Origin of the sequence: Achromobacter sp. B7, assembly GCF_003600685.1 — a bacterium.
Lineage (GTDB): Bacteria > Pseudomonadota > Gammaproteobacteria > Burkholderiales > Burkholderiaceae_B > Achromobacter > Achromobacter spanius_B.
Window position 1 is genome coordinate 5,852,488 of the sequence record NZ_CP032084.1, and the last position, 22,845, is coordinate 5,875,332.

Consider the following 22,845-nt stretch of genomic DNA (forward strand, 5'->3'; position numbering starts at 1 on the left):
CGAATAAAAAACCCCTTGGCGTCTCAAGGGGTTTTTTTCGTGACCAGCGGGTACGGGTAGTGCAACAAATCGATCGGCGGGCTTACTTGCCCTTGGGCGGGTAGTCCAATTCGCCAAAGGTGTATTCGCCGCGCGCCTTGGCTTCGGCCAGTTCCTGGCGGACCTGCTCGCGCGTCTTGCCACCGGATTGCGACACGGTGGCGCGGGGCGGGTAGTCCAGTTCAGCGGTGGTGACTTGGCCGGCGGCCTTGGCGCTTTGCAGTTCTTGCTGAACCTGGTCGCGCGTCAGACCGGTTTGCTGCACCGTGGCGGGCGGGTAGTCCAGTTCACCAAACGTAACCTGGCCGGCGGCCTTGGCGGCTTGCAGTTCTTGTTGGACCTGTTCACGCGTCTTGCCATCGGCGTGGGCGGCGGTCATGCCAACCAGGGTTGCGGTAACCATGAGTGCGGTTGCTAGGGCTTTCATTGTGATGACTCCATCCTAAACCTTGCACAGCGTCCGGCGCCAGAATGGCAGCCGCGATGTGACTGTTTGATTGCTGGGACGAAGTATCTGGAAAATCCGGCTTAGTAAAAACCCTTAATTTGGTGAACATATTTGCACAGATGGGACAATCGCCTGATGCACTGGGCGGCAGCGGTGCAATATTTGAGCAATCGTGCCCGCAGTCTTCGGACGTCACAGCGGCGCCAGGGCGTGGCAAGCCTTGCGGGCGTTCAGCTTGCCGCAAGCCGGCCCCGCGAAACCGGACAGCACGAACCAGGAAGACGATATTCAGCGCAAGGAAATAGACATTTCAGCTGGCGGGACAATAAATCCATTTATCATACAAACCTGCCAGAAATGGAATTTACAGAGTCGAGGACCCCATGGATATCCAGCTTAACGACATCGCGCTTTTTGTCGAAGTCGCCAAGCGCAAGAACTTCAGCCACGCCGCCGAAGCCTTGAATATTCCAACGTCCACGCTGTCGCGCCGTGTCAGCGAACTGGAACGCAGCGTGGGGATGCGGTTGCTGAACCGCAGCACGCGCAAGATCGACCTGACCGAAGCCGGCGCTATCTATTTCGAACGCTGCCGCCATATTGTTGAAGAAGCACGCATCGCGCACGACCAGTTGCTGGACATGGCGGTGCAGCCCAAGGGGCGGTTGCGTATCTCGCTGCCGACCAGCCTGGCCCAGCTGTTCCTGCCGGCCGTCATCCGCGAATTTCGCGAGCAGCATCCCGATATCGAATGCGATTTCGATCTGAGCATGCGTCCGATCGATCCGATCAGCAATCCGTTCGACCTGATCCTGCGCTTTGGGCAGCAACCCGATTCCAGCCTGATTTCGCGCAAGATCGTCCTGATGGCGCACCAGTTGTACGCGTCGCCGGATTATCTGGCGCGCTATGGCGAACCGCGCGTGCCGGGTGACCTGACGCACCACGAATGCCTGCGCCCCACCATGCGCGAGGAATCGTCGTTCTGGATGCTGCATTCGGGAGACAAGGTGGAACGCGTGCAGGTATCAGGCAGGCTGTCAGCCAACAACGTCGGCATGTTGGGGCGGCTGGCCAGCCAGGGGCTGGGCATTACGCCGCTGCTGGTGTTCGACGCGATGGAACGCGCCATCAAGCAGTCTGGGCTGGTGCGGGTGCTGCCCGACTGGAGCCTCACGCCGCTGCCGTTGTTTGCGCTGCTGCCCTCGCGCATGTTGCCCGCCAAGACCAAGGCGTTTCTGGATTTCATCCAGCCCAGGCTGTCGGATTCCTAAGCGCGAGCGGCGGTTACGGCGTGGCCGCGCCGTACTGACAGACGGTGAAAAGCGGCGTGCCGGTTTCGGCCACTTTGGTCGAGCCGCCCAGATCGGGCAGGTCGATAATCGCGGCGGCCTCGACCACGTTGGCGCCCAGTCGCTGCAACAGCTTGATGGCCGCCAGCATGGTGCCGCCCGTGGCGATCAGGTCGTCGACCAGCAGCACGCGCTGGCCGGTGCGCACGGAGTCCGTGTGCATCTCGACGGCGGCATTGCCATATTCCAGCGAATACTCCTCGGCCACGGTGCGGAAAGGCAGCTTGCCCTTTTTGCGCACCGGCACAAAGCCCAGGTTCAGCTCGTAGGCCAGCACGCTGCCCACGATGAAGCCGCGCGCGTCGATGCCGGCCACCAGGTCAAGGCGTTGGCGCATATAGCGGTAGACGAACAGATCGATCAAAACCCGGAACGCCCGCGGGTCCTGCAGGACGGGCGTGATGTCGCGGAAGATGACACCAGGTTGGGGCCAGTCCGGAACGCTGCGGATGGTGCGCCGGATGGTCTCGGCGTTGTCGGTCTGCATGAAAGGCGGGCCTGAAGAATTGAAGCAAGGCGAACTATAACCCTGCCACCGCGCTTAAGCCAGGAATGCCGGCTGCGATGACAGGTCATGTAATTGACCATTGCACAATTGCAGGCTGCGGTGCACGGCGCCGGGGGGTAGCGCGGCGTGCGTCACCAGCACCACCGACCGGCCGGTCACCGCGCGTTCCAGGTCGTTGAAGAAGCTGGCCTGGGCGGCGGCGTCCAGCCCGGCGGTGGGTTCGTCCAGCACGATAAGGGCCGCCGGCGACAACAAGGCGCGCGCCAGACACAGGCGGCGCGCCTGCCCGGCCGACAACTGCGACCCCGTTTCGCCAGCCCAGCTGTCCAGCCCTTCCGGCAGCGCGCGCACAAAGTCGCCCAGGCGGGCGGCATCCAGCGCGCGCCACAACGCCGCGTCATCGGCGTCGGCGTCGCCGATCAACAGATTGGTGCGCAGCGTGCCCAGGAATACGGGGGCATCTTGCGACAACAAGGCAATCCGGCGGTGCCAATCACGTTGCGTGCACGCGCGGGCGTCGACGCCGCCAAAGCGCACCTGCCCGGCTTGCGGATCTTCCAGCCGCAGGATCAGGTGCAACAGCGTGGACTTGCCCACGCCGCTGGCGCCCAGAATGGCCACGCGTTCACCCGGTTCGACATGCAACTGGATGCCGTCCAGCACGGTGGGACTGGGGTCCGCCGACCGCGCCGGGTAGCGAAACGTCACCCCGTCCAGCTCCAGCGCGCCGCTTTGGGGCAAGCCGCGCGGGTGGGCGGGGTCCTGCATGTCGGGTTGGGCCTGCGTGACTTCACGGATGCGCGCGGCGGCAGTCATGGCGGAGCCCATGCGCGACGCGCCCCGCATGATGGGGCCGGCCACCTCAAAAATGCCTATCACCGCCAGCAGTAGCCCGACCAGTACGGGGCCGTCGATACCGCCGGCTTCGTGGGTGCCCAGGCCGAACCACAGCAATGCCAGCACTGACACACCCGCGGCGATCTGCAAGAACCACTGACCGCGTGCGGCGACACGCGCCTGGCTGCGTCGAGCGCGCGCGCTGGCCTCGCACAGGTGCTGAAAATGTTCGGCGGTCTGCGCCTGCGTGTGCAGCGCGACCATGTCGGCGTGACCTTCCACGGCGTCCAAGGTCGCCGCGCGCAGCCCGGCGGCGCTTTCCTGGGCGGCCGCGCCGGGTTTTTTCGCGGCGCGCAGCAGCCACAGCGGCACCAGCATGCAGGCGGTCAGCAAGGCCAGCGCAAACGTCAACGCCGCTGCCGGCACCCACATTCCCAAAACGGCGGTCAAGACGGCGCCCGCCAACACGGCCGTCGCCAAGGGCGCCAGCACAAAGAGGAATACCGTGTCCAATGCGTCGACGTCGCCCGTCATGCGCGCGACCAGATCGCCGTTGCGATAGCGGGCGAGTTGTCTCGGGGTCAAACGGATCAACGCGCCAAACACCATGGCGCGCAGGTCGGCCAACAGGCGCAGCGTGGCGGAATGCCCGACCACGCGATCGGCGTAGCGAGACACGATGCGCAGGAACGACAGGCCGCGCACCAGCGCGGACGGGGCAAACAGGTTGAACACACCGCCCGCCCCCGCCAAGGCCGCGCCCGTCAGGAACCAGCCCGACACGCCCAGCAAGCCGACGCCGGCAGCAACGGTAGCCAACGCACAGAACAATGCGAGCAAAAGCCCGCTTTTTCGGCGCGCGTATAGCGGCAGCAGCAACAGCAGATTCTTCATGCGTCTTCCAAGCTGCCGTTGGCCAACCGAAGCACCCGGCCGACGCGCGCGGCCACGGCCGGCGAATGCGTGGCCAGCAACAAGGTCCGGCCCACGGCAAATTCCAGAATTTCCTCAAGCACGCGCGCCTGCGTCGTTTCGTCCAGATGCGCGGTGGGCTCGTCCAGCAGGATCAGCCCCGGGTCGCGCAGGAACAAGCGCGCCAGCGCCACGCGCTGCGCCTGCCCGCCTGACAAGCCATGGCCACGGCTGCCCAGCAGCGTATCCAGGCCTTGCGGCAGGGCATCGGTAAACGCCAGCACGCACGCGCGGCGCGCGGCTTCGTGCACGTCGGCATCGGACGCGGCTGGGCGGCCCAGGCGGATGTTGTCGGCGATGGACCCGGCCAATAGCTGGGGCGTCTGGCCGATCAACGCCACGCGCCCGCGCAAAGCGGCTTCGTCCCATGCCTCAAGCGGCAGGCCGTCGACGAGGATATGGCCCTGGTGGGGGCGCAGGCGGGCGATGGCCTCGATCAGCGTCGACTTGCCGATGCCGCTGGGACCCATCAACGCGGCGTGTTCGCCGGGCGCCAGCGTTAGCGAGGCATCAGACAGCACCGGTTGCGCGCGGCCCGGCGCCAGCACGGTCAGCGCGGACACCGACAGTGCCGCCGCCGACAAGTGCGATCGGGCGGTGGCGTAGGGGGGGCTTTGCAGTGGCGGTTGCGATGGCGAGTGCGGTTGCGGCTGCGGCTGCGGCTGCGGCTGCGGCTGCGGTTGCCGTTGCGGTTGCAGCTGCGGTTGCGGTTGCCGTTGCGGTTGCCGTTGCGGTTGCAGCTGCGGTTGCGGTTGCGGTTGCGGTTGCCCTTGGGTCCGCCCCGGTTCGGCGGCATCGTCCAGGGGCAAGCCGTCGAACAGCACCGCGATCTGCGTCACGGCGGCCAGCGCGGTGGCGCGGTCGTGATAATGCGCGGCGAACTGGCGCAGCGGTGCGTAGACTTCGGGCGCCATCAGCAGGCAGAACAAGCCCGCCTGCAACGTCAGGGGCGACCAGCGCACATCCAGGAAGCCCAGGTACGTCAAGCCGATGTACACGGCCACGCCCGCCACGCCCAGCGCGGCGAAGAATTCCAGCACGGCGGACGACAGGAACGCGATGCGCAGCACCGACATCGTGCGCTGGCGCAGCGCGTCGCTGGCGGCCACGACCGAGGCGGCTTCGGCGTCGGCGCGGCCATACAGTTTCAGTGTCGACAAGCCGCGCAAGCGATCCGCGAAGAAGCCCGACAAGCGGGCAAAGGCGCGCAGATGGCGGCGGCTGGCGCCTTGCGCGCCCCACCCCACCAGCGCCATGAACAAGGGAATGAGCGGCGCCGTGATCAGCAGCACCAGGCCGGCCACCACGTCCACCGGCAGCAGCACCACCGAAAACGCCACGGGCAATAACGCCGCGGCGGCCATGGCGGGCAGGTACTTGGCAAAGAAGCCGTCCAGCGCTTCCACCTGGTCCACGACCGCGCTGGCCAATTCGCCCGAGGCCTTGCCACGCGTCCAGTAAGGCCCCTTGGCTACCATTCGCGAAAACAGGGACTGGCGCACGTGGCGCTTGATGCGTTCCGCGGCATCGGCGCCGGCGCGTTCGCCCGCCCAGGTGATGGTGGCGCGCAGCAGCATCAACGCCGCGATGGCCAGGATGCTGGCCAGCAGTTGCTGGCGCGGCGCGTGCTGAACGATTGCGGCGTCCAGCACACGCGCGAGCAACCACGCCTGCACCACCAGCAACGCGCCGCTGACCAGCGGCGCGGCGCCGGCGAGCATCAAGCCGGGCCTGGCCGCCTTGGCCAGCGTCATCAACCACCGCGATTGTTCGCGCGGCGGTTTCTGCAAACTGGCCGACGGGTCATGCTCCAGGCTGCTGGCGCCGCCGCTCACTCGTCGTTACGGCTGACGCGCGGGTCGTGCGAGTGACCTTCGCGCAGCTCGAACCACATGGCGTTGAGGATGGCAAAAGCGCATGCCAGGCCCAGGCCGAGTATCCATGAGAAATACCACATGAGGCGGCTCCTTTTAGTACGAATTGGGCGTGCCGCCCACGGATTCATGGGTGACCTTGCCGCGCATGACGCGATACACCCACGCGGTGTACAGCGTCACGATCGGCAGGAACACAGCCACGGCAATCACCATGATCCACAGCGTCAGGTGGCTGGACGAACCGTCCCAGATGGTCAGGCCGGCTTGCGGCTTGGTCGAGGACGGCATGACGAACGGGAACAGCGCAAAACCCACCGTCAGGATGACGCCCGTGATCGACAACGCCGATGCCAGGAACGCCAGCATGTTGGCGCGCGCCGTCAACAGCAGCACCACCAGCAGCGCGCCGCCCACGCCCAGCGCGGGCGCAATCCACATCAACGGCCACGTCGCGTAGTTGGCCATCCACGCACCGGACTGCACCGCCACGGTCTTGAGCATGGGGTCGGACGGGCCGCCCATGTTGACCGCGCTGGTGATGGTGTGGCCGCCTATGCCGCCGGCCACCCAGAAACCACCCGCCACGAACAGCGCCGCGGTCAGCAGGCCGGCCAGCCGCCCCCAATTGCGGGCGCGCGAGGACACGGGATCGTCCGTGCGCCAGGCCAGCAGCACCGCGCCGTGCATGGCCAGCATCACCACGCTGAGCACGCCGGCCAGCAAGGCGAACGGCGCGAACAGCTGATAGAAGTGCCCTTCGTAGATCGGCCGCAACGTCACGGGGTCAAAGGTGAACGGCACGCCCAGGATGATGTTGCCCATCGCTACACCGAACACCAGCGAGGCCACCACGCCTGAAAAGCACAGCACGCCATCCCAGCTGTTGCGCCAGCGCGTGCCTTCCATCTTGCTGCGGTACTTGAAGCCCACGGGGCGCAGGATCAGCGCGATCAGCACCAGCATCATCGCCAGGTAGAAGCCGGAAAAGGATGCTGCGTACAACAACGGCCACGCGGCAAAGATGGCGCCGCCCGCCGTGATCAACCACACCTGGTTGCCTTCCCAGACCGGGCCGACAACGTTGATGACGATGCGGCGTTCGGCGTCCGTCTTGGCCACCACGGGCAGCAAGGCGGCCACGCCCAGGTCAAAGCCGTCCATGACGGCAAAACCGATCAGCAAGGCGCCCAGCAGCACCCACCAGATGACACGCAAGGTGCCGTAATCAAAAGGAATCAGGGTATCCATGTGCTTGTCTCCGCTTAGGCGCGCACGGCGGCGCGCACAGGATCGGCGGCGGCGTCGCTTGCCACCGGCCCATCGGATTTCGGACCCGCCTTGATGGCGTGCAACATGACCTTCACGCCGATGATCAGCAAGACGGTGTACAGCACCAGGAAGATGGCAAGGCTGATGGCCAGGTCGGCAATCGTCAGGCCGGATGCCGCGTAGTACGTCGGCAGCACGCCTTCAATCACCCAGGGCTGGCGGCCATACTCGGCCACGAACCAGCCGCTTTCAATGGCGACCCAGGGCAGCGGCAAGCTCCACAGCGCCACCTTCAACAAGCCACGGCGACTGTCCAGGCGGCCGCGCGAGGCCAGCCAGAACGCCACGCCGAAGAACAGGATCAGGTACATGCCCACCGCGACCATGATGCGGAACGCCCAGAACAACGGCGCCACGTTTGGCACGGTGTCGATCGCGGCCTGCTTGATGTCGGCCTCGGTCACCTTGGTCATGTCTTCTTGATAGCGCTTGACCAGCAGCGCGTAGCCCAGGTCCGGCCAGGTCTTGTCAAAGACCATGCGCGCGTCCGTGTCCTTGGGGTTGGCGCGGATCTTCTGCAAGGCTTCATACGCCACCATGCCGTCGCGGATGCGGTTTTCGGCGCGCAGGATCAGGTCGTCGATACCCAGCAGCGGCGTGGTCAGCGAACGCGTACCGATGATGCCCATGACGTACGGGATCTCGATGGCGAAGTCGTTCTTGCGTTCGGCCTGGTTGGGTATCGCGATCAGGTTGAAGGACGCGGGCGCGGGCTCGGTATGCCACATGGATTCCATGGCCGCGATCTTCATCTTCTGGTGCTCGGTGGTCAGGTAGCCGCTTTCGTCACCCAGCACCACCACCGACAGCGCACCCGCCAAGCCGAAGCTGGCGGCCACGGCCATCGAGCGCTTGGCCAGGTCGGTATGACGGCCCTTCAGCAGGTACCAGGCGCTGATCGACATCACGAACATGGCGCCCGCGACGTAGCCGGCGCTGACCGTGTGCACGAACTTGGCCTGCGCCACCGGGTTGAAGATCACCGCGGCGAAGTCGGTCATCTCCATGCGCATGGTGTCGGGGTTGAAGATGGCGCCCACCGGATTCTGCATCCAGCCGTTGGCGATCAGGATCCACAGCGCCGAAAAGTTGGTGCCGAACGCCACCAGCCAGGTCACGACCAGGTGGCTGACCTTGGACATGCGGTTCCAGCCGAAGAAGAACAGGCCGACGAAGGTGGCTTCCAGGAAGAAGGCCATCAGCCCTTCCAGCGCAAGCGGCGCGCCGAAAATATCACCCACGTAGTGGCTGTAGTAGGACCAGTTCATGCCGAACTGGAACTCCATCACCACGCCGGTGGCCACGCCCAAGGCAAAGTTGATGCCGAACAGCGTGCCCCAGAACATCGTCATCCGTTTCCAGATGGGGCGACCGGTCATGACGTACACGCTTTCCATGATGGCCAGCATGAACGACAGGCCAAGCGTGAGGGGGACGAACAGGAAATGGTAAAGCGCGGTCGCGGCAAACTGGAATCGCGACAGGTTGACGACGTCTAGATCAATCATTGGGGCGCTCCCAAGCAGTCAAGACACCGTGGCAACCGGCGTGGTTCCCAGGCCGACTCTGGCGCCATGTTACGGGCGATGGATACAACTTCATAGCAGTTTCCTGAAAAATCGGGGCGCATGGCAGCTCAATCCTTGCCCCGCAATTTGCCGGCGAAGCCCAGCACTTTCTGCACTTGCGAACCCAGTCGCATGAGCTTCTGCACGGTCTCCGGGGGCAGGCGTTGAACCTCGTCGAACCATCCAGACGACAGTTCGATGAGTTCCAGCATTTCGGTCATGCGTTGTTGCGCGTAGGCGTCGTTGGGCCCCGACGGGGTCTCCAGGAGGGTGTCGCGCAGCAGGGTCATCGTGGGATTGATTTCGCGCTTGCGCTTTTCTTCCATCAGGATGCGGAAGATTTCCCAAACGTCTTTGGGCGTTTCGAAGTAATCGCGCCGGTCACCGACTTGGTGGACCAGCTTGACCAGGCGCCACGATTGCAACTCCTTCAGGCCCAGGCTGACGTTCGAGCGCGAAAAACCCAGCGTCTCGGCAATTTCGTCGGCATTCAGGGGATCCGGGTGCAGGAACAGCAGCGCGTAGATCTGGCCAACCGTGCGGTTCACACCCCAACGGCTGCCCATTTCGCCAAAGTGCAAGACGAAACGTTCGTTTTGAGGGGTAAGAACCATGTTTTTATTGCGCCGAAGGACTAGAGCGCGGCGATCTGGAGAGATCCAGTTACACCGCTTTCAGACATTCCTGAAATTATCGAACAAACTGTGCGATTACGCAAACCACAATATCGGCAGGGGCAAAGACGCAAGCGACGCTTCTTGGCTGGAATACGACGGGTGAAATGGCGAGGGAGGGGAAACGACCGGGTGGAATCGACGGTCACCGCTGCGGGTGACAGGCAACGACAACAGCCACCGGCCCGAAGGGCGCGGCGGCTGTGAAGGTATGGAAAAACCTGCGGCTATTCAGGCTATCTAATAGAGCCTGCCCCGAGAGCCTGTCCTGAGAGCCTTCCCCAAGAGCCGGCACCGGGCCACATCAAGAGGCCCAGGCGTGGGGAAAGCCTGAGGAAATGGGATGCCCGAGCTTTTAGCCCGCCTTGACGGTCACGGCGGCGGAAACGCGCTTGGCCTTGGCGCGCGCGGCGGCCACGTCGTCGGCCACGGCCAGGCCCACGCCCATGCGGCGCTTGACGAAGGATTCCGGCTTGCCGAACAGCCGGATGTCGGTGCCCGGTTCGGCCAGCGCTTCAGCCACGTTGTGAAAGGACACGGCGGCGGCGTCCACGCCGCCATAGATCACGCTGCTGGCGCCGGGCTGGCGCAGGCTGGTGTCCACCGGCAGGCCCAGCAAGGCGCGGGCGTGCAATTCAAATTCGTTCTGGGTCTGGGTAATCAGGGTGACCATGCCGGTGTCATGCGGACGCGGGCTGACTTCCGAGAACCAGACCTGGTCCCCCGCCACGAACAGCTCGACACCGAAGATGCCCAGGCCGCCCAGATCCGACGTGACGGCCAGCGCGATTTCTCGGGCGCGTTCCAGCGCGGCGGGCGACATGGGATGCGGCTGCCAGCTTTCAACGTAGTCACCGTCAACCTGCTTGTGGCCGATCGGCTCGCAATAACGGGTTTCGACCTGGCCGTCGGCGCCGCGCGCGCGCACCGTCAGCAGGGTGATTTCGTAGTCGAAGCGGATGAACCCTTCAACAATCGCCCGGCCCCCGCCTACCCGGCCGCCTTCCTGGGCATAGCGCCAGGACTGGGCGACGTCATCCGCGCTTTTGATGACGGATTGGCCCTTGCCGGACGAGGACATCACCGGCTTGATGACGCAGGGGTACCCGATGCCGCCGTCAATGGCGGCGCGCAATTCTTCTTCGGTGTCGACAAAACGGTAGGGAGAAGTGGGCAGGCCCAGCGTCTCGGCCGCCAGGCGGCGGATGCCCTCGCGGTTCATGGTCAACTGGGCGGCGCGCGCGGTCGGCGTCACGCGGGCCACGCCCGCCGCTTCCAGCTCGACCAGCAAACTGGTGGCAATGGCCTCGATTTCGGGGACAATAACGTGCGGCTGTTCCTGCTGGATGATCTTTTTCAGGGCGTCCGCGTCGGTCATGGACACCACATGCGCACGGTGCGCCACCTGATGGCCCGGCGCGTCGGCGTACCGATCCACCGCAATGACTTCCACGCCCAGCCTTTGCAGGGCAATGATGACCTCTTTGCCCAATTCGCCCGAACCGAGCAGCATGACTCGGGTGGCCAGGGGGGACAGGGGCGTGCCAAGGACGGGGCTGGAAATGCTGGACATGGAGCGGGCCTGGATAAGAAGAATTGAAAGCCGTTGAAAAGAGCCGCCAGAATGCCATACGGCCCTGGCGGGGGCAAACCCGCCCACTGATATTAAAATCCCCGCATGACTGATCATCCCATCACTTCGTCCGATGCCGCGCTGGCATCCGCCCGCCGCACCTTGCAAGTCGAAAGCCAAGGCCTGCTGGACCTGTCCGCGCGGCTGGACGATTCGTTCGCGCAGGTTGTCGCGCTGCTGCTGGCCTGCCGGGGCCGCGTCGTGGTCACCGGCATCGGCAAGACCGGGCACATCGCCCGCAAGATCGCCGCGACCTTCGCCTCGACGGGCACGCCCGCCTTCTTCGTGCATGCCGCCGAAGCGGTGCACGGGGATCTGGGCATGATCACGAAAGACGACGTGGTCATCGCCATCTCTTATTCAGGGGCCGGGCAGGAATTGCTGACCATCCTGCCGGTGGCGCGCCGCATGGGCGCCAAGCTGGTGGCCATTACCGGCAACCCGCAATCCGAACTGGCGCAGTTGGCCGACGTGCACCTGGACGGCAGCGTGGCGCAGGAAGCCTGCCCGTTGAATCTGGCGCCCACCGCCAGCACCACGGCGGCGCTGGCGCTGGGCGATGCCCTGGCGGTTGCCTGCCTGGAAGCGCGCGGCTTCAGTCCACAGGATTTCGCGCGGTCCCACCCCGGTGGCGCGCTGGGCCGCCGCCTGCTGACGCTGGTGCGCGACGTGATGCGCCAGGGCAACGCCCTGCCCATCGTGCTTGCCGGCACGCCGGTGTCGCAAGCGCTTGAGGTGATGTCCGCCAAGGGCATGGGCATGACCGTCGTGACGGACGCGCAACACCGCCCGCTGGGCATCTTCACCGACGGCGACTTGCGCCGCCTGATTGCCCGGCACGGCGATATCCGCAGCTTGACCGTGGAGGCGGGCATGACCCGATCGCCACGCAGCATCCCCCCCGACGCATTGGCCGTCGAGGCCGCGCAGCAGATGGACGAGCTTCGTCTCAGCCAGATGCTGGTGTTGGACGCAGACGGCGCGCTGCTGGGCGCCTTGCACATGCATGATCTGATGGCCGCTAAAGTGGTATGACTATGACTCTTCCTGCTTCCGTGACTCACCCGGCCGAAGCGCTGGTTCTTGCCCGCATCCCCGCTACCGTGCGCGACCGCGCCGCCGCCGTGCGCCTGATGGTGTTCGACGTGGACGGCGTGCTGACCGACGGCAGCCTCTATTACGGTGAAGGCGGCGAACTGCAAAAGCGCTTTCACGCCCTGGACGGCCACGGCCTGCGCCTGTTGATGGAAGGTGGCCTGACGGTGGCGCTGATGACGGGCCGCTCTGGCCCCATCGTTGCCCGCCGCGCCGCCGAACTGGGCATCTCGGAAGTGATGCAGGGCGTGCGCGACAAGGGTTCAGCACTGGCAGAACTTGCGCAGCGCTCGGGTGTCCAACTGAATCAAACCGGCTACATGGGCGATGACATCATCGACCTGCCGGCCATGCAACGCGCGGGTTTCGCAGCCAGCGTGCCCAACGCGCCCGGCTATGTCAGCCAGGCCGCCCACTGGGTCTCCACGCAGGCCGGCGGCAGCGGCGCGGTGCGCGAATGCTGCGACCTGCTGTTGGCCTCCCAAGGACGCCTGGGCGCGTTCCTGGCGGCGCCCGGCCTGCTGGGCCCCGGCGCCATCCAATGACGGCCACGAACTTCGACACGCCCTGGCGGCGACACTGATGAAAGAACGTTTTCCTTCCCTGATTGCGCTGTTCCTGCTGCTGGTGCTGGTCACCAGCTCGTGGTGGGCCGCCGATTACGCACAGCGGGCGATCCAGGTCGACCCGCCGCGCCGCATCACCCACGAAATGGACGCGTGGTCGCGCGATTTCGTCATGCTGCGCACGGACCCGACGGGCCGTCCGATCAATCGGCTGGAAGGCGAATACGCCGAGCATTTCCCCGACGACGATTCGTATCACATCACCGCGCCCCGCGCGGTGGGCCAACGCGAAGCCAACCCCGTGACGGTAGGCGTCTCGAAAACCGCCGTGATGGAACAAGGCGGCAAGCGCATCGTCATGAATGGCGACGCGCACGTGCATCGCCAGCCCGACGCCAACAACGACGTGCTGGATGTACGCAGCCAGCAGTTGATCATCCTGCCCGACGAAGACGTGGTGTATACCGACCTGCCGGCGGAAGTGCTCAAGGGCCGCTCGCGCATGAACGGCAAGGGCATGCACTACAACAACAAGACGCGCCAATTGCAGGTGTCCGCGTCGACGGATGTTGAAATTGCCGGTTCCGAAGGCAAGCAACAGCGCCGCACCGAGATACCCGCCAACAACACTGACCAAAAGAAACCATGACCGACCTTCGGACTCTCTTTGCCCCGACGACTCGCCTGCTTGGCGCCGTCCTGCTGACGGCCTCGGTGTTTGCGCCCGCCCACGCGGCCGAGCCCGCCAAGCCGGCCGAAGAGCCCAGCACCCTGATCCTGTCGGACACGTTGCACTATGACGACGTAAAGAAACAAAGCGTTTTCACTGGCAACGTCAACATGACGCGCGGCCTGATGACGCTGACCTCCGACACGCTGGAAATGCACGAAGACGCACAGGGCGGGCAGTACGGCACGGCTACCGCCAACAAGGGCAAGGTCGTGACCATCCGGCAAGAGCGCCCCGAGACGTTCGAGCTAATCGAAGGCAAGGGCCTGCGCGCGGAATACGACGGCACCAAGAGCACGTTCGACCTGATCGGCCAGGCCGTTGTGGTCCGTTACGTCTGTGGCAAACCGTTCGACACGATTCGCGGCGAACGGGTACGCTACAACGAAAAAACCGGCACCTATGAAGCGCAGGGCGGTCCCAATTCCGCCGCTGCGGGTGGTCGCGTGCGTTCGGTTGCCGAACCTCGCGCCAAGTCCGATGCCGCCGTGGCCGAATGCCGCAAGCAGCAAGCCGCCAAGAAAGGACGCTAAAGCGTCCCCCATGCAACACCACTCGCAGCCACGATGAACCAACCTTCTGTGCCCACACCCGTGACCTCCGCCCCCTCGGGGGTCAAGCAGGGCAGCCTGCGCGCAACCGGCTTGCGCAAGACCTATAACGGCCGGACCGTGGTGCAGGATGTGTCCCTGTCCGTGGTCAGTGGCGAAGTCGTGGGCCTGCTGGGCCCGAACGGCGCCGGCAAGACCACCAGCTTCTACATGATCGTGGGCCTGGTGCCCGCGGACGCCGGACGCATCGAGATCGACGGCGCCGTGATCACGGCGATGCCGATCCACAAGCGCGCGCGCATGGGCCTGTCGTACCTGCCGCAGGACGCATCCGTGTTCCGCCGCCTGACCGTCGAGCAGAACATCCGCGCCGTGCTGGAATTGCAGCTGGGGCCCGATGGCCGGGCGCTGTCCACGGCCAAGATCAACGAGCAGATGGAGTCGCTGCTTGAAGAGCTGCAGATCGGTCACATTCGCAGCAATGCCGCCATTTCGCTGTCGGGCGGCGAACGCCGCCGCGTGGAAATTGCACGCGCGCTGGCCACCAGCCCGCGCTTCATCCTGTTGGACGAGCCCTTTGCCGGCGTGGACCCCATTGCCGTCATCGAGATCCAGCGCATCGTGCGGTTTCTGAAGGGCCGCGGCATCGGCGTGCTGATCACCGACCACAACGTGCGCGAAACGCTGGGCATCTGCGATCGCGCCTACATCATCAGTGAAGGCAAGGTGCTGACCGACGGTCACCCGGACGAAATCGTGGGCGATCCCGCCGTGCGCCGCGTGTACCTGGGCGAGCACTTCCGCATGTAACGGGCACCCTGGGGAAGACCCCTAGTCGCCTCTGGGGCGAAGGCAAATACGCCCTAGGGGTTCAGCCATAAAAATGCCATGTTCTTGCGCTAGGTCAGCTTGTTTTCTCGGCCCGAGTCTATACACTAGTACTAAACGCACCCACCAATCCAAGGAGAACGCCTAACGACCTCACCGCGCATTTTGCGCACCCATTTTTCTCTTTTAGAAGGAGAGCACACTATGAACCTGAGCATCTGCGGTCGTCACCTCGACGTCACCCCGGCAATCCGGGAATATGTCATGAACAAACTGGCGCGAGTGCTGCGGCATTTCGATCACGTCATCGATACCCAGGTCATGCTCTCAGTAGAGCCCCTGCGGCACAGAGCCGAAATCACCATGCGTCTAAGCGGTAAGGATATTCATTGTGAAGCGACCGATGAAAATCTCTACGCAGCCATAGACCTTCTTGCTGACAAAGTCGACCGTCAGGTCATCAAGCACAAGGACAAGGTACGAAGTCACTCAGCGGAGTCCGTGAAGCGGCAAGCGGCGAGCCTCTCGCCACCCCAGCAGTAATGCGCTTCATGATCACTCGCCCTGCGCGATAAGCTAAACAGCGATTGTAAAAATCCTGCCTAAGTCCCGGTGTCCCGCTAGACGTCAGTCCAGCCGGGGCATCGGCAAAACTCCCCGCTCTACCCCCTCTCCCGCATTCCCCAATCCCCCTGTTTTTGCCATGCCTGGCCGTGTCCACGGGCTGGACGCTGTGTGTGAACGCCCACAACGCGCCGCGATCAGACTATGCTGTCGCTCTTGCCACGCCGTTCGCCGCCTGTCCACCGGGCGGGGCGCCAGGCCAATTTATTGCACTGCGTCATATAACCATATAATGATCCGATGAATCATTTGTCGCGCATCCTACCCGCCGGCAACGTCGTGCTCGATATGCTCGCAACGAGCAAGAAACGGGCGTTCGAACAAGCTGGCCTTCTCTTTGAAAACAATCATGGCTTGGCACGCGCGCTCGTGTTCGACAGCCTGTTTGCCCGGGAACGTTTAGGCTCCACTGCCCTTGGGCAGGGCGTGGCCGTTCCGCATGGCCGCGTGAAGGGGCTTGAGCAGGCGTTGGCGGCGTTCATCCGCTTGAGCCAGCCGATCTCGTTCGACGCGCCCGACGGGCAACCGGTGTCGATGCTGCTGTGCCTGCTGGTGCCGGAAACGGCTACGCAGCAGCACTTGGACATCCTGGCCGAATTGGCGCAGCTGATGTCCAACAAGGCATTGCGCGAGGCCCTGGCCACCGAACCCGACGCGGCCATCGTCCACCGCATGCTGACCACCGGCCAACTCTGATCCTCGCGGAAACGCTGCCATGCTCACGGTGCAGGAACTCGTCGACGACAACGCCGACAAAATCCCCTTTAACTGGATTTCGGGCCAAGGCGCCGCTGACCGCGCCATTCCCGATGACGGCATGGCGGCCGCCGATCTTGTCGGCCACCTGAACCTGATCCACCCGTCGCGCATCCAGGTGTTCGGCCAGGAAGAACTGGCGTATTACACGCGCTTCGACCTGCGGCGCCGCATGCACCACATGGACGAGCTGCTGATTGGCGGCGTGCCGGCCATCTTGCTGGCAGACGGCCTTACGCCGCCGCAAGACCTGGTGGACCAGTGCGACCAGCATCAGGTGCCGCTGTTGTCCACGCCGGTCGCTGCCGCGCAGCTGATCGACCTGCTGCGCATCTACCTGGGCAAGAAGCTGGCCCCCACCACCACCGTGCACGGCGTGTTTCTTGATGTGCTGGGCCTGGGTGTGTTGATTACCGGCGAGTCGGGCCTGGGCAAAAGCGAGCTGGCGCTGGAATTGATTTCACGCGGCCACGGTCTGGTGGCCGACGACGCGGTGGAGTTCTCGCGCACGGCGCCCAACATGATCGAAGGCCACTGCCCCCAGCTGCTGCAAAACCTGCTGGAAGTGCGCGGCCTGGGCCTGCTGGATATCCGCACCATCTTCGGCGAGACCTCGGTACGCCGCAAAATGCGCCTGAAGTTGATCGTGCATCTGGTGCGCGCCACCGCGCAAGACAAGTTCGAACGCCTGCCGCTGCAAGACATCACGCAAGACATGCTGGGCCTGCCCGTGCGCAAGGTGATGCTGCAAGTGGCCGCCGGCCGCAATCTGGCGGTGCTGGTCGAAGCCGCCGTGCGCAACACCATACTGAAGTTACGCGGCATCGATACGCTGGGCGAATTCATGGAACGCCAGGCCATGGCGATCCTGCAAAGCAGCAAATGAACGCGCGCGGTCTCGCGGCATCGTGAGCCTGTACGAAACCCTGGCCGACGAGATCGCCAAATCGATCCGAGACGGCGTCATGCGCGCGGGCGACAAGCTGCCCTCGGTGCGTGAAGCGTGCGCGGCGCGCGGGGTCAGCCCGTCCACGGTATTCCAGGCGTACTACCTGCTTGAAGCGCGCGGCCTGATCCGCGCGCAGCCACGCTCGGGCTACTACGTGCACGCCCCCGCCGAATCCCGGCCCCCTGAACCCGGCACATCGAACCCGGACGGCGAGTCGACTGAACTGGCCATCAGCGAGCGCATCTTCGACATCCTCGGTTCCGTGCGCAATCGCGACGTGACGCCGCTGGGGTCTGCCTTTCCGTCGCCCCTGCTGTTTCCGCTGCCCCGCTTGGCGCAGGCCATGGCCGCGCACCTGAAACGCCAGGACCCGCTGGATACTGTCGAAGATCTCAGCCCCGGCAATCCCGGCCTGCGGCGGCAGATCGCCTTGCGCTATCTGATTGGCGGCATGAACGTGCCGGCCAGCGACATCGTCGTTACCAACGGCGCGCTGGAAGCGTTGAACCTTTGCCTGCAAGCCGTCACGCAAGTGGGCGACACGGTGATGGTCGAAGCCCCAACGTTCTACGGCGCCTTGCAAGCCCTGGAGCGCCAGGGCCTGAAAGCGTTGGAAGTGCCGACGCATCCGCGCACGGGCGTGGACCTGGCCGCCATGGAGGCCGCCATCAAGCGGCACGCGCCCAGCGCCTGCTGGCTGATGACGCAATTCCAGAACCCGCTGGGCAGCCTGATGCCCGACGACAAGAAGCGTCAGTTGGTGGAAATGCTGGCGCGCCACGGCATTCCGTTGATCGAAGACGATGTCTACGGCGAACTCTATTACGGCGCCGCGCGGCCCGTGCCGGCCAAGGCCTACGACACCGAGGGGCTGGTGCTGCATTGCTCGTCGTTTTCCAAATGCCTGGCGCCCGGATACCGCATTGGTTGGGCGTCGGCGGGCCGCTACTCGCGACAGGTGCAGCGGCTGAAACTGTCGTCGACGCTGTCCGCGTCGGGCCCCGCGCAAGGCGCTATCGCCGAGTATCTTGAGCAAGGCGGATACGATCGCCATCTGCGCCGGTTGCGGCAAACGTTGCAGACGCAGCAAGACCGTATGGCCGACGCGATCGCACAAGAATTTCCCGCGGGCACGCGCGTGACGCGTCCGCAAGGCGGCTTCTTTTTGTGGGTGGAACTGCCGGCGGCGGTGGACGCGCTGGCCCTGCATCGCGATGCGCTGGCGCGCGGCATCAGCGTGGCGCCCGGCCCGATTTTTTCAGCCAGCAGCCAGTTCGCCAGCGCCCTGCGCTTGAATTACGGGCATCCCTGGGACGCCGCGCACGAAGACGCCATCCGCGTGCTGGGCGAACTGGCCCGCCAGGCTTGCGCGCGGGCCAGCGCGAAGCGATAGACCCGCGGCAATCGGCATCAGTTCAGCGTTGACGCCGCACGCGCGCGCTTGACGTCCAGCGCGGTCACGCTGCCCGCTTCATTGCCCCAGCTATTGCGGATGTAGGACACCAGCATGGCGATATCACTGTCGTTCAGGATCTGGCCGAACGGCGGCATGCCGTGCGGCCGGGGATTGGCTGCCGTGGCGGGTGCGTACCCGCCATCGAGCACCATGCGGATCACGTTGGTGGGCACAGGCGCCGTCACGGTCGGGTTGCCCGCCAACGCCGGCCAGGCCGTACCGCTGCCCTGCCCTTGCGGCTGGTGACACTGCGCGCATTGCTGGCTGTAGATCTTGCTGCCCAGTTCCATGGCCGCCGGCGCCGCCGCCGATTGCTGACGCGGCGTAGAGGCCGGCGTGGCCGGCAAGGACTTGATGTATACGCCGATAGCCAGCGCATCGTCATCCGTCAGGTGCTGCGTGCTGCCCAACACCACTTCGGCCATCGGGCCGCTGGCGCTGGAATGCGCCGAAATACCGGTCTTGAGCAACGCGGCGATATCGTCCGCCGTCCAGCGGCCCATGCCGGTCTGCATGTCGTTGGTGAGCGGCGGCGCGTACCAATCCAACACCGGGATCACGCCGCCCGTCAGCGCCTCGGACGTCTTGGTGGCGCCCAGACGATTGCGGGGGGTATGGCAGGCCGCGCAGTGCCCCAGCCCTTCAACCAGGTAGCGGCCGCGATTCCATTGCACCGACTGGCCCGCGTCGGCCTCTTGCACGCCGGGCTTGAAGTACAACGCGCGCCAAGCCGCCAATAGCTCGCGCTGGTCGTACGGAAACGCCATGTCGGCCGGCCGATTCGCTTGCTCGACCGGCGGCACGCTACGCAAGTAGGCGTACAAGGCATCGGCGTCCGCGCGGCTGACGCGGGTGTATTCCGTGTACGGAAACGCGGGATACAGCAAGGTGCCGTCCTTGGACTTTCCGTTATGCAGCGCCTGCCAGAAATCGTCGGCCGTCCACGAGCCGATGCCCGTCTTGTCGTCGGGCGTGATGTTGGGCCCGTAGACGGTGCCGAACGGCGTCGGTATGGGCGTGCCGCCCGCCAGCGCCTTGCCGCCCCGGCTGGTGTGGCAGGCCATGCAGTTGCCCACTTGCGCCAGGTAGCGCCCGCGGTCGATCAGCGTGGCCGCGTCGGTCGTGGTGGCGGCTGGACCCGTGCTGGTGTCCTCGCGCGTGCCCAGCCAATACAGGCCGCCCACCGCAACGATCAGCGCAACGAGGACGAAGGTCAGAGTTTTCTTGAACAGTTTCATGGTGGCCCCCGTGTCAGCGTTGCGCCTGGCTGCCGCATTGCGCGGGCAAGGTCAGCGAGCCCGCGGCGTCGGGCACATAGGGCTCGATCACGGGTTGCGACGACAGCCACGCCGCCAGGGCGCCGATGTCGGTAGGGGTAAGCTTTTGGGCGATGTCGGCCATGCAATCAGGCGCCGCCGCGCGACGCAGCCCGTTCTTCCAGCTGCCGATCTGCGAACCGATGTAGTCGCGCGGCAGGCCGAGCAAGCCGGGAATGGCGGGCATCAAGCCGCCCAGCGCGGCGCCATGACAGGACGTACAGGCGGGCAAGCCGCGCGCCGCGTCGCCCTGCAAGGCCAGCACGCGGCCCGCTTCCAGCGTGGCGCTGGAGACGTCCGCGCGGGTGGGCGGCGGATACGGCACATGCTGCTGCGAAAAATACTGGGCCATCTCGCGCAGGTAGTCGTCGGGCAGGCCGACCAGCAGATGCGACATGGGCCGGTACTGGCGGCGCTCATCGCGAAAGTTCAGCAGCTGATGATAGAGGTAGTCTTGAGGCTTGCCGGCCAGGCGGGGGTAATAGCCGTCGGTGCCGGCGCGGCCCTGCGCGCCGTGGCAGGCCGTACAGGCCGCAACGCGTGCCGCCATGGTGTCGGGGCGCAGAGTGTCGGGGCGCAGGCCATCGGGCGCTGCCGGCTGGGCCTCTGCAACGCTTGTCGTAAAGACAACAGCGGCAGCCGCGAGCACGCGGAAAATCGCCCTGAACCGCGGCAGTGAAACACTACGAATGGAAATGAGGGCTAACATCTACGTCGAATTCCTATCCCCCGAAAGCATGACGGCGGGGGTGTCGTAAGTGAATCGAACCAGTATCCGACCCGCAAGCTTACGCGACGGGGCAAGAAAGGGTACAGAACCAGATTCCCGAATTGCAGCCATATCAGATGCCATCCCGCCCGCATCGTCTCGGAAAAAGCGTGCCACAATCATGTCCATGTTGAAAGTCGTCCTTGTCACCGGCATCTCAGGTTCAGGCAAATCCGTTGCGCTTCGCATGCTGGAAGACGCCAGCTACACCTGCGTCGACAACCTGCCCGTGCGATTCCTGACGGAGTTCATCGCCAATGCGCGCGACGAAGGCCTGGAACGCGTGGCCGTGGCCATCGACGTGCGCTCGCCCGGCGAACTGGCTGAACTGCCCGATGTGGTGACCGCGCTGCGCGCCATGGGCACCAGCCTGCGCGTGGTTTTCCTGGACGCCAACACCTCGACACTGGTGCAGCGCTATTCCGAATCGCGCCGCCGCCATCCGCTGACCGACCGCCTGCAACGCGGCGGCACGCCGCCATCGCTCACTGACTGTATCGCGCTTGAACGCGAACTGCTGGCGCCGTTGCGGGAACAAGAACACGTCATCGATACCTCGGACCTGACGCCCGGCCAATTGCGTGCCTGGATCCGCGACCTGATCCAGGCCGACCGCGCGCCGCTGGTACTGACGTTCGAATCCTTCGCCTACAAACGCGGCGTGCCCGGTGATGCCGACCTGGTGTTTGACGTGCGCTGCCTGCCCAACCCCCACTACGACCGCAACCTGCGCCCCTTGACCGGCCGCGACGAACCCGTCGCCACCTGGCTGGCCGGGTACGAACAGGTGGGGCAGATGATCGACGACATCGCCGGCTTCTTGAACCGCTGGTTGCCGCTCTACACCCAAGACACTCGCAACTACCTGACCGTGGCGATCGGCTGCACGGGCGGCCAGCACCGTTCGGTCTATGTGGTCGAACAGCTGGCGCTGCGCTTTGCCGACCACGATCCCTTGCTGGTGCGCCACCGAAACCAACTGCCCACCGAATCCGCATGACCCTGCCCCGCCCGCTCCACCTGATCCTGATGTTGCTGCTGGCCATTGCCGTGGCCGGCTGCTCTTCTACCGGGGGGCGCAAAAAGGGCGGCGGGTACTACAAGGACGACGGGCCGGACGCCAATCCGCCGGCAAACCTGGACCAGGTGCCGGATGCGGTGCCGCGCATCGAACCCTATGCCAGCGGCGCGAACCGGCCCTACGTGGTGTTTGGCCAGCGCTACGTGCCCGACACCAGCGGCCAACCGTACAAGCAGCGCGGCATTGCGTCGTGGTACGGCAAGAAATTCCATGGCAATTCCACGTCCATCGGTGAGTCCTACGACATGTACGCCATGACGGCCGCGCACACGACGCTGCCGATTCCCAGTTATGCGCGCGTCACCAGCCTGGTCAACGGCAAGACGATCGTCGTGCGCGTGAATGACCGGGGGCCGTTCCACAGCGACCGCATCATGGATCTGTCGTACGTGGCGGCCTATAAGCTGGGCATCATCGGGCCGGGTAGCGGTCAGGTCGTAGTCGAGAGCATTCCGCAAGAAGAGATCCGCCGCCTGGCCTCGCAAGGCACGCCTGCCGCACCCCCGCCGGAACCGGCTTCGGCCACCGGCTCGCTGCCGATTCAGGCGCCCGTGTCCGCGGTACCGGTCGCGCTGACGGCCGAACCGATCCCCGGCCCGGCGGCCGGATCAGCCCCGGTACGCCAAGCGCCGGCCGCCGGCATTGGCAGCGTGTATCTGCAAGTGGGCGCATTCAGCCAGCCCGGCAATGCGCAGTCGCTGGTGGCCCGCATCAATTCGCAGCTGAGTTCGGCGGGCGCCCCGCCCGCGCAGGTCGAGCAATCAAACAACCTGTATCGCGTGCGGATCGGCCCCTACCCCGACCGCCAAAGCGCCTTGAACGCGGTGCCGCTGGTGTCGGACCGCATCGGCATCCTGCCCAGTATCGCTACGCAGTAGACCCGTAAG

General features: G+C 65.0%; 23 protein-coding genes. 12 read left to right on the top strand and 11 right to left on the bottom strand.

Going from position 1 to position 22,845, the window contains the following annotated elements; all coding sequences use genetic code 11:
* Positions 1-82: 82 nt before the first annotated feature.
* Positions 83-466, bottom strand: coding sequence for a DUF4148 domain-containing protein (locus tag DVB37_RS26425; protein ID WP_046803092.1), 384 nt, complete (start codon positions 464-466; stop codon positions 83-85).
* A 404-nt stretch (positions 467-870) separates the two neighbouring features.
* Between DVB37_RS26425 and DVB37_RS26430 the strand changes: the two genes are divergently transcribed.
* Positions 871-1,761: a LysR family transcriptional regulator gene (locus DVB37_RS26430; protein WP_120157206.1), complete on the top strand. Its 891-nt coding sequence runs from the start codon at positions 871-873 to the stop codon at positions 1,759-1,761.
* A gap of 13 nt (positions 1,762-1,774) precedes the next feature.
* On the opposite strand, the gene DVB37_RS26435 is transcribed toward DVB37_RS26430, so the two are convergent.
* From DVB37_RS26435 to purT, 8 genes are all read right to left on the bottom strand, one after another.
* Positions 1,775-2,326 (bottom strand): adenine phosphoribosyltransferase, encoded by a 552-nt coding sequence (locus tag DVB37_RS26435; RefSeq protein ID WP_046803090.1) that lies wholly within the window; start codon positions 2,324-2,326, stop codon positions 1,775-1,777.
* Between the two features lie 54 nt (positions 2,327-2,380).
* Positions 2,381-4,078 (bottom strand): thiol reductant ABC exporter subunit CydC, encoded by a 1,698-nt coding sequence (gene cydC, locus DVB37_RS26440; protein ID WP_120157207.1) that lies wholly within the window; start codon positions 4,076-4,078, stop codon positions 2,381-2,383.
* Positions 4,075-5,910 (bottom strand): thiol reductant ABC exporter subunit CydD, encoded by a 1,836-nt coding sequence (gene cydD / locus DVB37_RS26445; RefSeq protein ID WP_371683150.1) that lies wholly within the window; start codon positions 5,908-5,910, stop codon positions 4,075-4,077. Before cydD ends, cydC begins: the two co-directional genes overlap by 4 nt.
* 77 nt (positions 5,911-5,987) lie before the next feature.
* Positions 5,988-6,113: a cytochrome bd-I oxidase subunit CydX gene (gene cydX / locus DVB37_RS26450; RefSeq protein WP_046803087.1), complete on the bottom strand. Its 126-nt coding sequence runs from the start codon at positions 6,111-6,113 to the stop codon at positions 5,988-5,990.
* A gap of 13 nt (positions 6,114-6,126) precedes the next feature.
* Positions 6,127-7,281 carry a cytochrome d ubiquinol oxidase subunit II gene (cydB, locus tag DVB37_RS26455; RefSeq protein ID WP_104142637.1) on the bottom strand — a complete coding sequence of 385 codons (1,155 nt, stop codon included), beginning with the start codon at positions 7,279-7,281 and terminating at the stop codon, positions 6,127-6,129.
* A gap of 14 nt (positions 7,282-7,295) precedes the next feature.
* Positions 7,296-8,870, bottom strand: a complete 1,575-nt coding sequence (locus tag DVB37_RS26460; RefSeq protein ID WP_046803085.1) for a cytochrome ubiquinol oxidase subunit I — start codon at positions 8,868-8,870, stop codon at positions 7,296-7,298.
* 128 nt (positions 8,871-8,998) lie between these two features.
* Positions 8,999-9,544 (bottom strand): GbsR/MarR family transcriptional regulator, encoded by a 546-nt coding sequence (locus DVB37_RS26465; protein ID WP_104142636.1) that lies wholly within the window; start codon positions 9,542-9,544, stop codon positions 8,999-9,001.
* A 415-nt stretch (positions 9,545-9,959) separates the two neighbouring features.
* Entirely contained in the window at positions 9,960-11,177 is a 1,218-nt protein-coding gene (gene purT / locus DVB37_RS26470) for a formate-dependent phosphoribosylglycinamide formyltransferase (protein ID WP_120157209.1), read from the bottom strand.
* A gap of 105 nt (positions 11,178-11,282) precedes the next feature.
* Between purT and DVB37_RS26475 the strand changes: the two genes are divergently transcribed.
* From DVB37_RS26475 to DVB37_RS26515, 9 genes are all read left to right on the top strand, one after another.
* Positions 11,283-12,272 carry an SIS domain-containing protein gene (locus DVB37_RS26475; RefSeq protein ID WP_120157210.1) on the top strand — a complete coding sequence of 330 codons (990 nt, stop codon included), beginning with the start codon at positions 11,283-11,285 and terminating at the stop codon, positions 12,270-12,272.
* Entirely contained in the window at positions 12,269-12,877 is a 609-nt protein-coding gene (locus tag DVB37_RS26480; protein ID WP_082134343.1) for an HAD hydrolase family protein, read from the top strand. Before DVB37_RS26475 ends, DVB37_RS26480 begins: the two co-directional genes overlap by 4 nt.
* 37 nt (positions 12,878-12,914) lie before the next feature.
* The gene (gene lptC, locus DVB37_RS26485; RefSeq protein ID WP_046803080.1) at positions 12,915-13,547 is read left to right on the top strand and encodes an LPS export ABC transporter periplasmic protein LptC; all 633 of its coding nucleotides are present in this window, start codon (positions 12,915-12,917) and stop codon (positions 13,545-13,547) included.
* Positions 13,544-14,161, top strand: a complete 618-nt coding sequence (gene lptA, locus DVB37_RS26490; protein ID WP_046803079.1) for a lipopolysaccharide transport periplasmic protein LptA — start codon at positions 13,544-13,546, stop codon at positions 14,159-14,161. The genes lptC and lptA overlap by 4 nt, the downstream gene beginning before the upstream one ends.
* Positions 14,162-14,194: 33 nt before the next feature.
* Entirely contained in the window at positions 14,195-14,989 is a 795-nt protein-coding gene (gene lptB, locus DVB37_RS26495) for an LPS export ABC transporter ATP-binding protein (RefSeq protein ID WP_046803078.1), read from the top strand.
* A gap of 222 nt (positions 14,990-15,211) precedes the next feature.
* Positions 15,212-15,550 carry a ribosome hibernation-promoting factor, HPF/YfiA family gene (hpf, locus tag DVB37_RS26500; protein WP_006216296.1) on the top strand — a complete coding sequence of 113 codons (339 nt, stop codon included), beginning with the start codon at positions 15,212-15,214 and terminating at the stop codon, positions 15,548-15,550.
* A 321-nt stretch (positions 15,551-15,871) separates the two neighbouring features.
* On the top strand, positions 15,872-16,327 hold the full coding sequence (locus DVB37_RS26505) for a PTS sugar transporter subunit IIA (RefSeq protein ID WP_046803077.1): 456 nt from the start codon (positions 15,872-15,874) through the stop codon (positions 16,325-16,327).
* A 19-nt stretch (positions 16,328-16,346) separates the two neighbouring features.
* On the top strand, positions 16,347-17,273 hold the full coding sequence (hprK, locus tag DVB37_RS26510; protein WP_006216298.1) for an HPr(Ser) kinase/phosphatase: 927 nt from the start codon (positions 16,347-16,349) through the stop codon (positions 17,271-17,273).
* Positions 17,274-17,295: 22 nt separating this feature from the next.
* Positions 17,296-18,729 carry a PLP-dependent aminotransferase family protein gene (locus DVB37_RS26515; protein WP_120157211.1) on the top strand — a complete coding sequence of 478 codons (1,434 nt, stop codon included), beginning with the start codon at positions 17,296-17,298 and terminating at the stop codon, positions 18,727-18,729.
* Positions 18,730-18,746: 17 nt separating this feature from the next.
* Here DVB37_RS26515 and DVB37_RS26520 read toward each other — a convergent pair whose 3' ends face one another.
* Positions 18,747-20,030: a cytochrome c gene (locus DVB37_RS26520; protein ID WP_120157212.1), complete on the bottom strand. Its 1,284-nt coding sequence runs from the start codon at positions 20,028-20,030 to the stop codon at positions 18,747-18,749.
* A gap of 13 nt (positions 20,031-20,043) precedes the next feature.
* Positions 20,044-20,817, bottom strand: a complete 774-nt coding sequence (locus DVB37_RS26525) for a c-type cytochrome (RefSeq protein WP_120157213.1) — start codon at positions 20,815-20,817, stop codon at positions 20,044-20,046.
* 187 nt (positions 20,818-21,004) lie between these two features.
* Between DVB37_RS26525 and rapZ the strand changes: the two genes are divergently transcribed.
* Complete coding sequence (rapZ, locus tag DVB37_RS26530) at positions 21,005-21,877, top strand: RNase adapter RapZ (protein WP_046803145.1); 873 nt, start codon at positions 21,005-21,007, stop codon at positions 21,875-21,877.
* The gene (locus DVB37_RS26535) at positions 21,874-22,836 is read left to right on the top strand and encodes a septal ring lytic transglycosylase RlpA family protein (RefSeq protein ID WP_046803073.1); all 963 of its coding nucleotides are present in this window, start codon (positions 21,874-21,876) and stop codon (positions 22,834-22,836) included. The genes rapZ and DVB37_RS26535 overlap by 4 nt, the downstream gene beginning before the upstream one ends.
* Positions 22,837-22,845 lie beyond the last annotated feature (9 nt).

Bases quoted from the DNA above. Each gene is read 5' to 3' on its own strand.
- hpf (WP_006216296.1), top strand. From the start codon at position 15,212: ATGAACCTGAGCATCTGCGGTCGTCACCTCGACGTCACCCCGGCAATC.
- DVB37_RS26505 (WP_046803077.1), top strand. From the start codon at position 15,872: ATGAATCATTTGTCGCGCATCCTACCCGCCGGCAACGTCGTGCTCGAT.
- DVB37_RS26475 (WP_120157210.1), top strand. From the start codon at position 11,283: ATGACTGATCATCCCATCACTTCGTCCGATGCCGCGCTGGCATCCGCC.
- DVB37_RS26430 (WP_120157206.1), top strand. From the start codon at position 871: ATGGATATCCAGCTTAACGACATCGCGCTTTTTGTCGAAGTCGCCAAG.
- cydD (WP_371683150.1), bottom strand. From the start codon at position 5,910: ATGACGCTGGCCAAGGCGGCCAGGCCCGGCTTGATGCTCGCCGGCGCC.
- DVB37_RS26465 (WP_104142636.1), bottom strand. From the start codon at position 9,544: ATGGTTCTTACCCCTCAAAACGAACGTTTCGTCTTGCACTTTGGCGAA.
- purT (WP_120157209.1), bottom strand. From the start codon at position 11,177: ATGTCCAGCATTTCCAGCCCCGTCCTTGGCACGCCCCTGTCCCCCCTG.
- hprK (WP_006216298.1), top strand. From the start codon at position 16,347: ATGCTCACGGTGCAGGAACTCGTCGACGACAACGCCGACAAAATCCCC.
- cydB (WP_104142637.1), bottom strand. From the start codon at position 7,281: ATGGATACCCTGATTCCTTTTGATTACGGCACCTTGCGTGTCATCTGG.
- lptB (WP_046803078.1), top strand. From the start codon at position 14,195: ATGAACCAACCTTCTGTGCCCACACCCGTGACCTCCGCCCCCTCGGGG.
- DVB37_RS26535 (WP_046803073.1), top strand. From the start codon at position 21,874: ATGACCCTGCCCCGCCCGCTCCACCTGATCCTGATGTTGCTGCTGGCC.
- cydC (WP_120157207.1), bottom strand. From the start codon at position 4,078: ATGAAGAATCTGCTGTTGCTGCTGCCGCTATACGCGCGCCGAAAAAGC.
- cydX (WP_046803087.1), bottom strand. From the start codon at position 6,113: ATGTGGTATTTCTCATGGATACTCGGCCTGGGCCTGGCATGCGCTTTT.
- lptC (WP_046803080.1), top strand. From the start codon at position 12,915: ATGAAAGAACGTTTTCCTTCCCTGATTGCGCTGTTCCTGCTGCTGGTG.
- DVB37_RS26435 (WP_046803090.1), bottom strand. From the start codon at position 2,326: ATGCAGACCGACAACGCCGAGACCATCCGGCGCACCATCCGCAGCGTT.
- rapZ (WP_046803145.1), top strand. From the start codon at position 21,005: ATGTTGAAAGTCGTCCTTGTCACCGGCATCTCAGGTTCAGGCAAATCC.
- lptA (WP_046803079.1), top strand. From the start codon at position 13,544: ATGACCGACCTTCGGACTCTCTTTGCCCCGACGACTCGCCTGCTTGGC.
- DVB37_RS26525 (WP_120157213.1), bottom strand. From the start codon at position 20,817: ATGTTAGCCCTCATTTCCATTCGTAGTGTTTCACTGCCGCGGTTCAGG.
- DVB37_RS26520 (WP_120157212.1), bottom strand. From the start codon at position 20,030: ATGAAACTGTTCAAGAAAACTCTGACCTTCGTCCTCGTTGCGCTGATC.
- DVB37_RS26460 (WP_046803085.1), bottom strand. From the start codon at position 8,870: ATGATTGATCTAGACGTCGTCAACCTGTCGCGATTCCAGTTTGCCGCG.
- DVB37_RS26480 (WP_082134343.1), top strand. From the start codon at position 12,269: ATGACTATGACTCTTCCTGCTTCCGTGACTCACCCGGCCGAAGCGCTG.
- DVB37_RS26425 (WP_046803092.1), bottom strand. From the start codon at position 466: ATGAAAGCCCTAGCAACCGCACTCATGGTTACCGCAACCCTGGTTGGC.